We start from the raw sequence: 13,864 nt of genomic DNA on the forward strand, positions 1-13,864 counted from the left end.
ATTTAGAAGCACAACTGGATGAAGCTCCGGTCATGGTCGAGGGCATGAAAGCACCGCTCCACCGGCACGGACCAGGGCTGGGAAGCCTCCTGGACGACGCAACGCCCGCCGCCATCAGTGGAGGATGGGCTCGTCGAAGCGTATCGCCACGCCTCGTCCGGGCTCACAGATGGAATCGGAGAACCTCGATGCCCTTCGCCGTCCCCACGGCGAGGCGGCCTCCTTCGGGATCCAACGCGAGCGGCGGCGGCCGGGGAATGTGGTGAATGATGCTGCCGCACTGTCGGCCCGTCTCCAACTCGGGCCATCGTTCCTCCACGCGGCCGGTCGCGAGTTCGATGAGCCTGGGGTGCTGGTAGAGACAGAGCGCGTACCGCTCCCCCAGGGGCATCAGGGTCCCCGCGGGCTCCTGGAGGGGCACGCGCGACAGTTCGCGCCTCTCGGTGGGCGAATAAACCACGAGGTGTGTCCGACCCGGCTCGGCCTCGTCCAATCCCTCACACTCGAGGAGGACGGTGTCACGCGCGCCAAAGGCCGCCGCGTGGATCTCCACGAAGCCATCTCCCAGGGAGAACTCCACGGGACTGTCCAGGGTCGAGGGCTGTTCGAGCGCGCGCGTCACATCGAAGACATGAGCGGCATTGACGGGATGCCAGATCCACCCGGCGCTGAGCAGGAAGCGGCCGTCTCGACTGAACTGGAGGCGGGAGTGGAAGACATCCACGGGAGGACTGTCACGCCGGGTGAGCCACTCGCCCGTCTCGGCATCCTCCAGTTCGATGCGGCAGTACTCATCGGGGCAATGGGCCAGGAGGGTGCGGCCTCCCGGCAGCGTCCACAGGGCCACGGGGTATTCATAGACCTCCGCGTGGTAGTAGCTGCGGGAGAGTTCCCGTACCAACTCACCCTCGCGCAATAGGAGCGCCTTGGTGCCGAGCCGCTCGTGGAGGACGGTATAGCGGCCATCCGGGGACATCACCGCGGCATCGAAGCGGTAGCCGTAGCGGACATGAGGATCGAGGGTCTCGCCGTCCAGGCCATGGCGGAGCCCGCCGGAGACCCAATCCACGAGCGCGTCACCGCTCCAGCACAAGGACTGGGGAGGGACAGGGGTGGGAAGGAAGTTGCGTTCGATTCGCATGGGGGCCGGGACGTGGAGGTGTCACGTTCCCTGACACAGGGCGACTCGGGCCTCGGAGTCAACCCCATCGAGGGCCACCGTCCCACGCACGAGACTCTCCCCGCTCTGGCCAGATGGCCGAGCCCCATGGCAGCCTCCGGGGGCCATGGAATCACGTTCCTCTCTCTCCGCGCCCCTGTGCGCGCTTTTGGCCCTGGCACTCATGCCGGGGTGCGCTCTCTCCCGGATCAAACCGCTTCACACAGGGTGGCGTCCAAACCAAGCCCCCGTTTGCACCACGGACCGGAAGCCGATTCGGAACGACATCATCGTGGCGAGCATCCTCGGTGTCGGCTCGGGCGTCGCCGCCGCGTCCGCCCTCGACATCATCCCCACAACCTCGGGTGATCGAAAGATCGCCACGATCATTCTCCCGGGCCTCCTCATTCCCGCCGCGATCTTCGGGACCTCGGCCATTATTGGCCAACGGCGCGTCAATCAGTGTGTGAGCGCAGCGACGCAATGGGCCGATGTCTCGGTCCGGCAACGCAAGTCCTCGGCCGAAGCCAATGCAATGGCCGAGGCGATGCGGAAGGAGGCCCGCGACAAGGCGGAGGCCGCGGAACGGGCCAAAGCAGAGGCAGCCGCACAGAAGGCCAGGGAGGAGGAAGAGGTCCAGTGCACGGATGAGGCCATGGCGGCGGAGCAGTGTGTGAGCGAAGAGACGCGATGGCCCGATATCTTGGAACGACAACACGAGGCCACGGCCGAAGCCAATGCAATGGCCGAGGCGATGCGGAAGGAGGCCCGCGACAAGGCGGAGGCCGCAGAACGGGCCAAAGCAGAGGCAGCCGCACAGAAGGCCAAGGAGGAGGAAAAGGTCCGGCGTGCTGCTGAGGCCAAGGCGGCGAAGGAGACGAGGATCGCGAGCACGCCAGAAGACAGGGATCCGCCGTTGCCGTCAGGAACGGGCCCCTCCAACCCAACCCCGAAGGGCACCATCGCCTCCGAAGCCGCTGTGGAGCCAGCCCCCGCTCCGAAGGCACCTTCAGGTTACCGAAGCGGGGAAGGCTATCAAAAAGCTCGATGGGGAATGAGCCGCAAAGAGATCAAGACCCTGTATCCCCAGGCGGAGCCATTTGAGAGCGAGGGCCAGTCATGGATAGGCTTCACGGGTAACGTCGCAGGCTACAAAGCATACACAGCTTTCGCCTTTGCTGGCGACCGCCTGGCGGTCGTGACTGTCACCATCGCCAACGACCGTTACAACTCCGCGGATCCACTCGCCGAGTATGACGAACTCCTAGGCTTGCTCACGAAGCTCTACGGTCGACCCCTGTCAGACGAGGTGCTCTGGAAGACCGAGCCACTCCTCGGAGGACGCGGGCGAAAACTGGGTGCCGCCATAGAGCTTGGCGAAGCCGAAAAAATCTCCAAATGGGAAAGGCCCGACAGTCAGATATTCCTATTTGCCGACGGACACGGCCTCGAGATCCGTACTCGCATCATCTATAAAAGCCGAACGATTGGTGTGGCCGCGGACACCGAGCGAGCCAAGATCAACGACCTGTAGACCTGAGCCTGTACCGACCCTCAAGGGGTGGAGCGCCCGCCGATCGCTGGAAATCGCTCGTAGGCACTCCCCAGCGCATCCAGGTGCGCGGGGTTTTCCAGCTCGAGCGGCGCATCCGTGAGCCTGACCACCCACCCGCACAAGGCATGGGGAGGGACAGGGGTGGGAAGGAAGCTGCGTTCGATTCGCATGGGGGCCGGGACGTGGAGGTGTCACGTTCCCTGACACCTGGCGACTCGGGGAGACTTCGAGACAGTGAATTTGATGGCCATGAGGAATGACATGGTGCATAATGGCCGCGCTATCATTGAGCCGATAATGACGAACACGCCCTACACCCTCGAGCTGCCCTCGCACCCGGTGACGAACCGTGGCGCGCGTGCGCTCGTGCAGGTGTGCGTGTTCGCCCTGGCTCTGGTGACCGTGCTTCTTGGCGCGCTTCTTCTGCGTGCACATGGGGCCGGGCCACCGTTCTGAGACTGGATGACACCAGGCTGGAACGAAAAACCCCGCCCCCGGAAACGGAGGCGGGGTTTTCGTTTTTCGGCTTCATCAACGCACACGAGACGAGGCGGCCGGATGAGCACGGAGAGCACGAAGGATCACGTCATTATATTCGACACCACCCTGCGTGATGGAGAGCAGTCACCGGGGGCCAGCATGAACGTCGCGCAGAAGCTCCAGGTGGCGCTCGCGCTCAGGGACCTGGGGGTGGACGTCATCGAGCTTGGCTTTCCAGTCGCCTCTCAGGGTGATTTCGAGGCGGTGACCACCGTGGCCGAGCGGATCGAAGGGCCCACGATGTGTGCCCTGGCGCGAGCCAACCGCGAGGACATCGACCGGACGTGGGAGGCCCTTCGGGCGGCGGCGCGGCGGCGGATTCATGTCTTTCTCGCCACCAGTCCGCTCCACCGTGAATTCAAATTGAAGATGAGTCAGGAGGAAGTCCTCCGGCGCGCCGTGGAGGCCGTCCGCTACGCACGCGAGCGCTTCGAGGACGTGCAGTTCTCCGCCGAGGATGCCGCGCGCACCGAGCCCGAATTCCTCGCCGAGGTGGCCGAGCGGGTCATCGAGGCGGGCGCCACCACCATCAACATCCCCGACACGGTGGGCTACACCGTCCCCTCCCAATACTCCTCATTGATCGCGTACTTGCGGCGCCACGTGCGCGGCATCGAGCGCGTCGTGCTGAGCGTCCACTGTCACAACGATCTCGGGCTGGCGGTGGCCAACAGCCTGGCCGCGGTGGCGGAGGGCGCGCGGCAGGTGGAGTGCACCATCAATGGGATTGGTGAGCGCGCGGGCAACTGCGCACTGGAAGAAGTGGTCATGGCCCTGCGCACCCGCCATGACTTCTTCGGTGCACGTACCCGGGTCCGCACCGAACGCCTCTACCCCACCAGCCGGTTGCTCTCCAACGTGACCGGTCTGCAGGTGCAGCGGAACAAGGCCGTGGTGGGACAGAACGCCTTCGCCCACGAGGCGGGAATCCATCAGCACGGGATGCTGATGCACCGGGGCACCTACGAGATCATGCGCCCCGAGGACGTGGGCTTCTCGGGCAGCCAACTGGTGTTGGGCAAGCACAGCGGCCGCCACGTGCTGCGCCAGAGGATGACCGAGCTCGGCTACCAGCTCGACGCCCCGCAGCTCGACAAGCTGTTCGAGGAGTTCAAGCATCTGGCGGACCGCAAGAAGGAGGTCTTCGACGCGGATCTCGAAGCCCTCGTCCAGGGGTATATCGGTCCCCGGGAAGCGTCCTCCTGGAAGCTGGAGTCGTTCAGCTGTGTCTCGGGATTGGGCACCGTGCCCACCGCCTCCGTCGTCCTCGAACATACCGATGGGCGCAAGGTGCGGGATGCCGCCTGCGGCGATGGGCCCGTGGACGCGGTCTTCAAGGCCATCGAGCGCATCACCGGCCAACACGTCCGCCTGTGCGGCTATCAGGTGACGAGCGTGACGGACGGAGAGGACGCCCAGGGACACGTCTCCCTGGAGGTGGAATCGGGCGCCCACCGGTTCCAGGGCCGGGCCGTGAACACCGACATCATCGCGGCGAGTGCCCACGCGTTTCTCGACGCCCTCAACCGGATGGCTCGCACCACGGGCCCCACCGCCGTTTCCAGCCGCGTCATCCCATCCATTCAAGCGAGTGCGTGACATGAGCCCGTCCACCCCCCGGAACCTGTTCGAGAAGATCTGGCAATCCCACCTCGTCCGGCCGGAGACGGCCGAGACGCCCGCGATGCTCTACGTGGATCTGCACCTGGTGCACGAGGTGACTTCCCCCCAGGCCTTCAGCCTGCTGCGTCAGCGGGGCCTGCGAGTGCGGCGGCCCGAGCGGACCGTCGCCACCATGGACCACTCCACCCCGACGCTGCCGCCGGATGCCCAGGGGCGCTATCCCATGGCGGACGCGGAGGCGGCGGCGCAGCTCTCCCAGCTGGAGGCCAACTGCCAGGAGTTCGGCGTGGAGTTGCACGCGCTGGGATCGGAGCGCCAGGGCATCATCCACGTCATCGGGCCAGAGCTCGGCCTGACCGTGCCGGGCTCCACCATCGTCTGCGGCGACAGCCACACCAGCACCCACGGCGCCTTTGGCGCACTGGCCTTTGGCATCGGCACCAGCGAGGTAGGGCACGTGCTGGCCACCCAGTGCCTGCTGCAACGCGAGCCGAAGACCCTGGAGGTGCGCGTGGAGGGCCGCCTCCGCCCCGGGGTGAGCGCCAAGGACATCATCCTGGGCATCATCGCCAAGATGGGAGTGGGCGGGGGAACGGGGCATGTCCTCGAGTACACCGGGAGCGCCATCCGCGGCCTCTCCATGGAAGAGCGCATGACGGTGTGCAACATGTCCATCGAGGCGGGCGCTCGCGCGGGCCTCATCGCCCCGGACGACACGACCTTCGAGTACCTCGCCCGCCGCCCGAGGGCCCCCCAGGGAGAGGCCTGGGACAAGGCACTGGCGTACTGGCGCACCCTGCCCTCGGATCCAGGCGCCACCTACGACGCGTCGGTGACGCTGGATGCCGACGCGCTCGAGCCGATGCTCACCTACGGCACCCACCCCGGCATGGGCATTCCGGTCACCGGCGCCGTCCCCGCCCCTCAGGACATGGCGGACGCGAGCGCCCGTGGCTCCCTGGAGCGCGCCCTGCTCTACATGGGGCTGAGGCCGGGGCAGAGGCTGCTGGGCCAGCCCATCGACGTGGTGTTCATCGGGAGCTGCACCAACTCGCGGCTGTCGGATCTGCGCGCGGCGGCCGATGTCTTCCGCGGACGGAAGGTGGCCTCTCGCGTCCGGGTGCTCGTGGTGCCCGGCTCACGGGAAGTCAAGCGCGCGGCGGAGGCCGAGGGGCTGCACGACATCTTCCGCGGGGCCGGCGCCGAGTGGCGCGAGCCTGGCTGTTCGATGTGCATCGCCATGAACGGCGATCAGGCACAACCCGGCCAGTACGTGGTGAGCACCAGCAACCGCAATTTCGAAGGGAGGCAGGGCAAGGCGAGCCGGACCTTCCTGGCCAGTCCCCTGACCGCCGCCGCCGCCGCCGTCACCGGCAAGGTCAGCGATCCCCGGGAGTTCTTGAGGTGAAAGCCATGGAACCATTCCGCACGTTGCACTCGCGCACCGTCGTCCTCGCGCAACAGAACATCGACACCGATCAGATCATCCCCGCCCGATTCCTCAAGATCACCCACCGCGCGGGCCTGGGCCGCTGGCTCTTCGCGGACTGGCGCTACCAGCCGGACGGCAACCCACGTCCGGACTTCATCCTCGAGCGGCCAGAGGCCCAAGGGGCCCGGGTGCTCGTGGCTGGAGACAACTTTGGCTGCGGCTCGTCGCGCGAGCACGCCCCGTGGGCGCTGACGGACTGGGGCTTCCGCGCGATCATCAGCTCCTCCATCGCGGACATCTTCTCCAACAACGCGGTCAAGAATGGCTTGCTGCCGGTGAGGGTGGACGCCGGGTTTCACCGCCGCCTGCTGGCCGAGCCGGGCGCCGAGGTGAGCATCGACCTGGAGCACCGCACGGTGACGCTCTCGGATGGGACGTCGGCGATGTTTCCGTTGGATCCGTTCGCCCGCTACTGCCTGATGAACGGGGTGGACGAGCTGGGATTCCTGCTCGGCCAGGAGGAGGCCATCACCCGCTTCGAGGAGGCTCGCTCATGAAGGCGCTCATCGCGGTCCTGCCGGGCGACGGCATCGGGCCCGAGGTGGTGGAACAGGGAACCCGCCTCCTGCGCGCCGTGGCGGAGCGCTTCGGCCACTCCTTCGAGCTGGTCGAGGCTCCCATGGGAGGAGTGGCCATCGACCGCACCGGAACTCCGCTGCCTCCAGAGACCCTGGCGCTCTGCCAGCGCTCGGACGCGGTGCTGCTGGGCGCGGTGGGCGGGCCGAAGTGGGACCCTCCCGCGAAGGTGCGTCCGGAGCAGGGACTGCTCGCGCTGCGCAAGGCCCTGGGCTTGTACGCCAACCTGCGGCCCGTGGCGCCCTTCCCCGCGCTCCACGAGGCCTCCTCGCTCAAGCCCGAAGTGCTGCGCGGAGTGGAGCTGCTGGTGGTGCGTGAGCTCACCGGGGGCATCTACTTCGGGGAGAAGCGCCGGGACGAGCACCAGGCCTTCGATGCCTGCGTGTACACCGAGGAGGAAGTGGTGCGGGTGGTCCGCGCCGCGGCTTCCCTGGCGCGAGCCCGCCGCAAGCGGCTCACCTCCGTGGACAAGGCCAATGTGCTGGAGACCTCGAGGCTCTGGCGCGCCGTCACTGAGCGGGTCATCCGCGAGGAGTTTCCAGACATCGAGCTGAAACACCTGCTGGTGGATGCCTGCGCCATGCACCTGATCCGGCGCCCCGCCGACTTCGACGTCATCGTCACCGAGAACATGTTCGGCGACATCCTCACGGATGAAGCGGCCATGCTCTCGGGCTCCATCGGAATGCTGCCCTCGGCCTCGCTGGGAGCGAACCGGCGCGGGCTCTACGAGCCCATTCACGGCTCCGCCCCAGAGATCGCCGGCCGTGGGGTGGCCAACCCCTATGGAACGCTGCTGAGCGTCGCCATGCTGCTGCGTCACTCGCTCGGGCTCGAGCAGGAGGCGCGCGCGGTGGAGGTCGCGGTGGCCTCCTCGATCGAGGCAGGCGCCCTCACCGCCGATCTCGTCCCCTCGGGTGTCCGGCCATTGGGGACCGGGGACATTGGCACGGCCGTGCTGGCCCGGCTTGGCGAGCGCCACTGAGGGCTCAAGGCCAGCGGACGACAACGCGACGTGTCACGGGGGGCGGCGGCACGGGGGGATGCGAAGTGCTGGCAATGCACCGGGGAATGGAGCAGATATCCGCCGCCTGTCCCCCAGGCCCATTTCCATCCGGAGACATCCCATGAAGCTCTACTACACCCCTGGCGCCTGTTCGCTCTCGCCCCACATCGCCCTGTTCGAGGCGGGGCAGACCTTCGACATCGAGAAGGTGGACCTGCGCACCAAGAAGACTGAGTCCGGCAAGGACTACACCACCATCAACCCCAAGGGCTATGTGCCGGCCCTGCAGCTCGATGATGGAACGGTGCTCACCGAGGGCCCGGCGATCGTGCAGTTCATCGCCGACAAGGCGCCCCAGGCCAAGCTCGCGCCGGCCAACGGCACCCTCGAGCGCTACCGCCTCCAGGAGACGCTCAACTTCATCGGCACCGAGCTGCACAAGCCGTTCGGCTCGCTCTTCAATCCCGCCCTGCCGGAGGAGGCGAAGACGATGGCGCGCAACCAGCTGGCCAACCGCCTCAAGTCCGTGAACGAGACGTTCGGCAAGCAGCCCTACTTCCAGGGCGAGCAGTACTCCGTCGCCGACGCCTACCTCTTCACGGTGCTCAGCTGGGCGCCGCACACGGGCGTTGACCTGAGCCCGTACACCCACCTCAAGGCCTTCCAGGAGCGCGTGGGTGCGCGTCCGCAGGTGCAGGCGGCCCTCAAGGCCGAAGGTCTGCTGAAGTAATCCGCCGTCGCTGATCGAGGGAGGACGGGAAGACGGGAAACCCACGTTCCCGAACCTGTCCTCCATCGGTCATCCGTGCCGCCTGATGGGCAACCAGCCTCGGGCGATCTCCTGGACGATGTCTCGGAGCGGACGATACGCTGGGCGCCGCCATGCGTGCCGTGCTCCTCACCCTGATGCTCCTGCTTCCCGCGATGGCGTCCGCCGCGACGGACGTCCAGGGAGCGTTGTCCGGGGACACCGTCTGGAAGCGGAGCGGCAGCCCCTATGTGTTGCATGGCGATGTCACGGTTCCCTGGGGAACGAAGCTGACCCTGGAGCCGGGTGTGCAGGTGATCGCCGCCTCCGATGACGCTCTGGGATCCGGGGTGGATCCCAAACGAGTCGAGCTCATTGTCGATGGGACGCTGCTGGTGCGGGGCACCGCGGAGCTCCCGGTGGAGTTCACCTCACAGGGCGCGGAGGGCGCCTGGTATGGCATCCGCGTGCGAGGTGGCCGGGGCACGGTCATCGACGGCGCGACCCTCTCCCAGGCGTCTCAGGGCATCAGCCTGGGCATGAGCGCCACGGTGCGCAACACCTCGGTGAGCGCGCAAGCCGAGGACTGCATCCAGGTGAGTTGGGGCACGCCCTCCCTGCGGGGCAACGACGTGAGCGGTTGTGGACGGCGCGCGCGGACCGCGCCGTCCCGGGACAGCCGTGTCACCGAGAGTGTCCAGGGGCCTCGGCCGAGCATGCCCGCCCCGCGTCTGTCTCCCCCCGTGCGTTCCGCCCCGGTTCGCGCGGAGGTGAACCTCCCCGAGCGGGTGTCTCCCCCGCCCGGGGTGAGCCCGAAGCCCTCCGCCCTCCCACCGCCCCGGGAGTCCCCGCCCGTGAGGCTCGTGGTGGACACCCCTCCGCCCCAACTGCCCCCCCCACGGACCGGAGTCCCCGCCGGAACCGGGCCCCCCGCGAGCGGAGAATGCGCCATCGAACCCCAGGTGCTCGAACCCCCCGAGTGCCCGGGCATCCGCCGTTGGAGGAAGGATCAGGCGCGCATGGGGGAGGCCTCGTCGCCCGGAAGCGCGCGTCCGAACAGCCCCGTCCCCCGAGCCTCCCTGAGGCACCGAGTGGAGGATTCTCGTCGTTCGTCCCGAACGGACCCGGCAACCGGGGACGTGGGCGCTTACATTCAAGGGCATGGACTCGCGTTCGGCCCTTCCCTCGTCGCGCCTGTGCGTCGGGTTGCTGTCTGGCACCAGCGTGGACGCGGTGGAGGCGGTGCTCTGCCGGATCCAGGGCACGGGGCCCGAGGTCCGCATCACCCTGCTGTCGCACGTCTCGCGGCCCTTCCCGCCCGAGTTCACCCAGCGGGTGCTCTCGGCGGATGACGCCCGCTCGCTGTGCGAGCTCAACTTCGCCCTGGGTGAACGCTTCGCCGAGGCCGCGCTGGAGGCCATCGCCCGGGGAGGCCACCGCCCCGAGGACGTGGACGTCATCGGCTCGCACGGGCAGACGATGGCCCACCTGCCCTCGCACCTGTCGGCCACGCCCTCCACCCTGCAGCTCGGGGAGGCGTCCGTCATCGCCGAGCGCACCGGCATCCGCGTCGTGAGCGACTTCCGGACCCGGGACGTGGCGGCGGGAGGCCAGGGTGCCCCGCTGGTGCCCTACCTGGACTGGGCCCTGTTCCGGAAGCCGGGCGTGGCGCGGGCACTGCAGAACCTGGGCGGCATCGGCAACGTGAGCGTGGTGAGCGATCGGCTCGAGGACACGCTCGCCTTCGACACCGGACCGGGCAACATGGTGCTGGACGGGCTGGCGCGGCGGCTCACCCAGGGCCGGCTCCAGTGCGACCTGGATGGAAGCCTCTCACGCGAGGGCCGCGTGGTGCCCGGACTGCTGGAGGAACTGCTCTCGCACCCCTTCCTCGCCCTCCCCCCGCCCCGGAGCGCCGGCCGCGAGGGCTTCGGCGACAGCCTGGTGACGCGGCTGTGGGAGCGCGCCCGGGACGTCTCGCCGCAGGATCTGATGGCCACGGCGGTGGCGTTCACGGTGGAGGCCACGGCGCGCGCCTATGAGACGTGGCTGCTGCCGCGCTTCACCCTGGAGGCGGTGTACGTCTCCGGGGGAGGCATCCGCAATCCGGTGCTGATGGAGCGGCTGACCGCGAGGCTCGCGCCACTGCCAGTGCGTCCGGTGGATGCGTTGGGACTGCCCGAGGGCGCCAAGGAAGCGGTGTGCTTCGCGCTCCTGGCGAGCGAACATCTCTCGGGAACGCCCGCGAACGTGCCGTCGGCAACTGGCGCCCGGCGGAGAGTCGTTCTAGGAAAGCTGACACCGTGAGCAGCGTGAACCTGGTGGCCAGGGAAGTGGCGGTGAAGATCGTCTTCTACGGACCGGGTCTGTCCGGGAAGACGAGCACCTTGCGCAAGGTCTTCGAGACGGTGCGCCCCGCGCACCGGGGCGAGATGATGTCCATCGCCACCGAGGGAGACCGCACGCTCTTCTTCGACTTCCTGCCCGTGAAGGTGGAGCGGGTGAACGACTGCACGGTGCGGCTGGCGCTGTACACCGTGCCCGGTCAGGTCTTCTACAACGCCACGCGCAAGCTGGTGTTGCAGGGCGCGGACGGCGTGGTGTTCGTGGCGGACTCGCAGCCGGAGATGATGGACGCCAACCGCGAGTCCCTGGCCAACCTGGAGGAGAACCTGCTGGAGCAGGGCATCCGGTTGGAGCGCTTCCCGCTGGTGGTGCAGTGGAACAAGCGGGACTTGCCCACGGCGATGCCCGTGGAGGAGCTGCGCGAGGCGCTCAATCCCCGCGCCGTCCCCGAGTTCGAGACCGAGGCCGTCAGCGGCCGGGGCGTGATGGATGCGCTCAAGGCCATCACCCGGCTGGTCATCCAGGACCTGCGCGCCAAGAAGATCGTGCCGCCCCCTCGCGCGGCCATTCCCGCCGTGACCACCGCCCGGGGCGCGAAGGGAGGCCTGGAGGCGCAGCTCAACCAGCACCTGGTGGGGAGGACGCCGGTGGCACCGGCCATGCCTCCCGTGATGGCCCCCAGGCCCTCGCCGAGCATGCCCGCCATCGGGTCGCAGCACCCGGCCCCGCTCCCGCAGGTGGCGCCGGCCACCGCGCCCCCCTCCCTGACGGGACAACGTCCACTGGGCGCCGTGAGCGCGTTGGCGCCCTCGGACCTGTTCGATCACGCGCGGGCGGCGGAGGGAGCGTTCGCCTCTGGGGATTACAGCACGTGCATCCAGGCCAGCCTCGATGCCGCGCGTCGGGGACTCGCGCTCGCGGGAGAAGGAACGCTCGCGGCCCAGGCCTACCTGCTGCACGTGGATGGAGGGGATCTGCTCAAGTTGCAGACCCTCGGGGCCCGAACCACCCACCGCGTGGATGACGCCGCCTTCGCCTTGTACGTGTTGATGCACATCTTCACCCGGCTGCACACCGCCGGACTGCCCGCGCCCGCCACGGAGTAACAACACGGCGGCGCGGACTCGCGCGGGGCGGAGTCACCCCGCGCGCGGCTCCTCAGCGACGCCGCTTCAACAGCAGCAGCAGTCCCGCCAGGCCCATCGACAGGCCACCCGGCGCCGCTCCACAACCGTACGTGGGCTCGGGCAACACGTCATCGATGATGGGCGTGCCATCGCCCGAGGTCGCCTCCGCCCGGTTGGGATCCCGGCCCGTCTTCAGCTCCTCGATGTCCGGCACGCCGTCCGCATCACTGTCCACCTTCTCGGCGTCCAGCGTGGCCAGCGCCTTCTTCAACGACGCCTCGTCGTAGAAGATCAAGCCCTTGGCGCGCATCGACGTGCCAAAGGGCGTGACCACCGTCCCCACCGCGGGGTTGCCCTGATGGCAGAGGGTGCAGGACGGAAACGAGGAGAGCGCCAGCTCGGAGCGGACGACGTTGGGAAAAGTGCCCGTCGCCCACGCGGAGGTGGCACCCAACAAGCCGAGGCCCAGGACGGTGGCCCGAGCCAGTGCACGGCGAGACCCACGGTTCATGAGAGCGTTCATAGCGAGAGGTGCAGCTGGGAAAGGAGGGTGAAGGAATTGATGCCACCGTCGTTCGTGGGAGTCCGCCGCGCGAAGCCATCGAAGCGCAGTTCCACCTGGGGCAGGAACACGAAGCCCACGCCCAGGCCCGCGCCCACGCTGGTGCCAGTCCCTCCCACGGGCTTCAACGCCTCGCCCGACACGAGGACGTGCAGACCCTGCACGGGCTCCACATCCGCCTGCAGCAGGCCCGTGTAGCCCAGCCCCGCGTCCTGCTCGCTCGATGAGTTGACGAGCACATCCGCCTCGCCCATCAGCACCACCGGCCGCGCCACGGCCCAGCGGCCGAAGACGCCGTGCGCCTGCCGCCAGAAACCGGGCTGCCGGGAGTCGATGTCATAGCGCGCCCGGGTGGTCAGACTGCTCACGCCCAGGGCCAGGTCCGATCGTGGCGCCCACTCGACATAGCCCGAGTAGCCGCGCTCCCGGTAGAGATCCGGGTTGACCAGGAAGTTGCCAGCGATGGCCATCAGTTCGCCGCGGATCCCGTCCCCGTTGTAGGCGACGGCCGCGCCGTACTGCTGGTGCTCGTTGGTGTCGGTGCGCGTGCGCTCCCTCACCCAGGTGGTGTGCTCGGCGTTGCGCAGACCGAACGGCATGTTCATGCGGCCCGCGCGCACCACCACCGTCTGATCCTCGTTGTCCCAGGCGAGCCAGTGCTCGCGGGACACGACGTTGTTGCCCTCCCAGGGCGTCAGGGAGGCGAGCAGGGCACGCCGCACCGCGAACCCCAGGCTGGCATTGGCGCGGAACTGGCCGAAGGTGGCCTGGGCGCGGATGTCACTCGCCATCTGCAAGGGGCGGACGTTGGTGGCCGTGGGGACCCGGTTGACGAGGGCGCCGCCCCGGAAGGACAGCCCCAGGTTCAACCACTCCGGCAGGGGCGCCGCGCCGAAGAGGAAGTTGGTGCTGGGGCTGACTTCCTCCTTCGTCTTTCCGTAGGTCGCGGCCAGCAACAACTCGGACTGGGCCCGTCCGTAGGGGGTGAGCAACCCGCTCCCCGAGGGATCCGCGTGGCACGCGGCACAGCTGGAATAACCGTGGCGGATCATCCACGGGTAGGCTTCCGCACGCAGGGGTGCGAAGAGCCCGAGCAGCACGAACAGAACAAACAACTGACGCATGGGTAC

14 protein-coding genes are annotated in these 13,864 nt (G+C 68.2%); 9 read left to right on the top strand and 5 right to left on the bottom strand.

Annotated elements, in window-relative coordinates; genetic code table 11:
- Positions 1-163: 163 nt before the first annotated feature.
- Positions 164-1,141, bottom strand: a complete 978-nt coding sequence (locus MEBOL_RS02385; protein WP_095975884.1) for a WD40 repeat domain-containing protein — start codon at positions 1,139-1,141, stop codon at positions 164-166.
- 310 nt (positions 1,142-1,451) lie between these two features.
- Between MEBOL_RS02385 and MEBOL_RS02390 the strand changes: the two genes are divergently transcribed.
- Positions 1,452-2,693 (top strand): hypothetical protein, encoded by a 1,242-nt coding sequence (locus MEBOL_RS02390; protein ID WP_095975885.1) that lies wholly within the window; start codon positions 1,452-1,454, stop codon positions 2,691-2,693.
- 20 nt (positions 2,694-2,713) lie between these two features.
- Here MEBOL_RS02390 and MEBOL_RS42520 read toward each other — a convergent pair whose 3' ends face one another.
- Entirely contained in the window at positions 2,714-2,884 is a 171-nt protein-coding gene (locus MEBOL_RS42520; protein ID WP_245919390.1) for a DUF5953 family protein, read from the bottom strand.
- A 127-nt stretch (positions 2,885-3,011) separates the two neighbouring features.
- Here MEBOL_RS42520 and MEBOL_RS02395 point away from each other — a divergent pair, with 127 nt between their 5' ends.
- The 6 genes from MEBOL_RS02395 to gstA all read left to right on the top strand — a co-directional run bounded on the left by MEBOL_RS02395 (position 3,012) and on the right by gstA (position 8,681).
- Positions 3,012-3,170 (top strand): hypothetical protein, encoded by a 159-nt coding sequence (locus MEBOL_RS02395; protein ID WP_218920869.1) that lies wholly within the window; start codon positions 3,012-3,014, stop codon positions 3,168-3,170.
- A 102-nt stretch (positions 3,171-3,272) separates the two neighbouring features.
- Entirely contained in the window at positions 3,273-4,853 is a 1,581-nt protein-coding gene (locus MEBOL_RS02400; protein ID WP_095975887.1) for a 2-isopropylmalate synthase, read from the top strand.
- 1 nt (position 4,854) lies between these two features.
- Positions 4,855-6,285 (top strand): 3-isopropylmalate dehydratase large subunit, encoded by a 1,431-nt coding sequence (gene leuC, locus MEBOL_RS02405; RefSeq protein WP_095975888.1) that lies wholly within the window; start codon positions 4,855-4,857, stop codon positions 6,283-6,285.
- 5 nt (positions 6,286-6,290) lie between these two features.
- Positions 6,291-6,866: a 3-isopropylmalate dehydratase small subunit gene (leuD, locus tag MEBOL_RS02410; protein ID WP_095975889.1), complete on the top strand. Its 576-nt coding sequence runs from the start codon at positions 6,291-6,293 to the stop codon at positions 6,864-6,866.
- Positions 6,863-7,930: a 3-isopropylmalate dehydrogenase gene (gene leuB, locus MEBOL_RS02415; RefSeq protein ID WP_095975890.1), complete on the top strand. Its 1,068-nt coding sequence runs from the start codon at positions 6,863-6,865 to the stop codon at positions 7,928-7,930. The genes leuD and leuB overlap by 4 nt, the downstream gene beginning before the upstream one ends.
- Positions 7,931-8,072: 142 nt before the next feature.
- On the top strand, positions 8,073-8,681 hold the full coding sequence (gene gstA / locus MEBOL_RS02420) for a glutathione transferase GstA (RefSeq protein WP_095975891.1): 609 nt from the start codon (positions 8,073-8,075) through the stop codon (positions 8,679-8,681).
- 538 nt (positions 8,682-9,219) lie between these two features.
- Here gstA and MEBOL_RS02425 read toward each other — a convergent pair.
- Positions 9,220-9,573 (bottom strand): hypothetical protein, encoded by a 354-nt coding sequence (locus MEBOL_RS02425; protein ID WP_095975892.1) that lies wholly within the window; start codon positions 9,571-9,573, stop codon positions 9,220-9,222.
- 287 nt (positions 9,574-9,860) lie between these two features.
- Between MEBOL_RS02425 and MEBOL_RS02430 the strand changes: the two genes are divergently transcribed.
- Together MEBOL_RS02430 and MEBOL_RS02435 are read left to right on the top strand one after the other, a co-directional pair.
- Positions 9,861-11,006: an anhydro-N-acetylmuramic acid kinase gene (locus MEBOL_RS02430; RefSeq protein ID WP_095975893.1), complete on the top strand. Its 1,146-nt coding sequence runs from the start codon at positions 9,861-9,863 to the stop codon at positions 11,004-11,006.
- The gene (locus tag MEBOL_RS02435; RefSeq protein ID WP_095975894.1) at positions 11,003-12,151 is read left to right on the top strand and encodes an ADP-ribosylation factor-like protein; all 1,149 of its coding nucleotides are present in this window, start codon (positions 11,003-11,005) and stop codon (positions 12,149-12,151) included. Before MEBOL_RS02430 ends, MEBOL_RS02435 begins: the two co-directional genes overlap by 4 nt.
- A 52-nt stretch (positions 12,152-12,203) precedes the next feature.
- On the opposite strand, the gene MEBOL_RS02440 is transcribed toward MEBOL_RS02435, so the two are convergent.
- Positions 12,204-12,683, bottom strand: a complete 480-nt coding sequence (locus MEBOL_RS02440) for a hypothetical protein (RefSeq protein WP_095975895.1) — start codon at positions 12,681-12,683, stop codon at positions 12,204-12,206.
- An 8-nt stretch (positions 12,684-12,691) separates the two neighbouring features.
- Positions 12,692-13,858 (bottom strand): hypothetical protein, encoded by a 1,167-nt coding sequence (locus MEBOL_RS02445; protein WP_095975896.1) that lies wholly within the window; start codon positions 13,856-13,858, stop codon positions 12,692-12,694.
- Between the last annotated feature and the right edge of the window lie 6 nt (positions 13,859-13,864).

It is taken from the genome of Melittangium boletus DSM 14713, from assembly GCF_002305855.1.
Classification (GTDB): Bacteria; Myxococcota; Myxococcia; order Myxococcales; family Myxococcaceae; genus Cystobacter; species Cystobacter boletus.

Excerpts from the sequence above, each read along its gene's own strand:
- leuD (WP_095975889.1), top strand. The coding sequence starts at position 6,291 with ATGGAACCATTCCGCACGTTGCACTCGCGCACCGTCGTCCTCGCGCAA.
- gstA (WP_095975891.1), top strand. The coding sequence starts at position 8,073 with ATGAAGCTCTACTACACCCCTGGCGCCTGTTCGCTCTCGCCCCACATC.
- MEBOL_RS42520 (WP_245919390.1), bottom strand. The coding sequence starts at position 2,884 with ATGCGAATCGAACGCAGCTTCCTTCCCACCCCTGTCCCTCCCCATGCC.
- MEBOL_RS02395 (WP_218920869.1), top strand. The coding sequence starts at position 3,012 with ATGACGAACACGCCCTACACCCTCGAGCTGCCCTCGCACCCGGTGACG.
- MEBOL_RS02445 (WP_095975896.1), bottom strand. The coding sequence starts at position 13,858 with ATGCGTCAGTTGTTTGTTCTGTTCGTGCTGCTCGGGCTCTTCGCACCC.
- leuC (WP_095975888.1), top strand. The coding sequence starts at position 4,855 with ATGAGCCCGTCCACCCCCCGGAACCTGTTCGAGAAGATCTGGCAATCC.
- MEBOL_RS02400 (WP_095975887.1), top strand. The coding sequence starts at position 3,273 with ATGAGCACGGAGAGCACGAAGGATCACGTCATTATATTCGACACCACC.
- MEBOL_RS02440 (WP_095975895.1), bottom strand. The coding sequence starts at position 12,683 with ATGAACCGTGGGTCTCGCCGTGCACTGGCTCGGGCCACCGTCCTGGGC.
- leuB (WP_095975890.1), top strand. The coding sequence starts at position 6,863 with ATGAAGGCGCTCATCGCGGTCCTGCCGGGCGACGGCATCGGGCCCGAG.
- MEBOL_RS02430 (WP_095975893.1), top strand. The coding sequence starts at position 9,861 with ATGGACTCGCGTTCGGCCCTTCCCTCGTCGCGCCTGTGCGTCGGGTTG.
- MEBOL_RS02385 (WP_095975884.1), bottom strand. The coding sequence starts at position 1,141 with ATGCGAATCGAACGCAACTTCCTTCCCACCCCTGTCCCTCCCCAGTCC.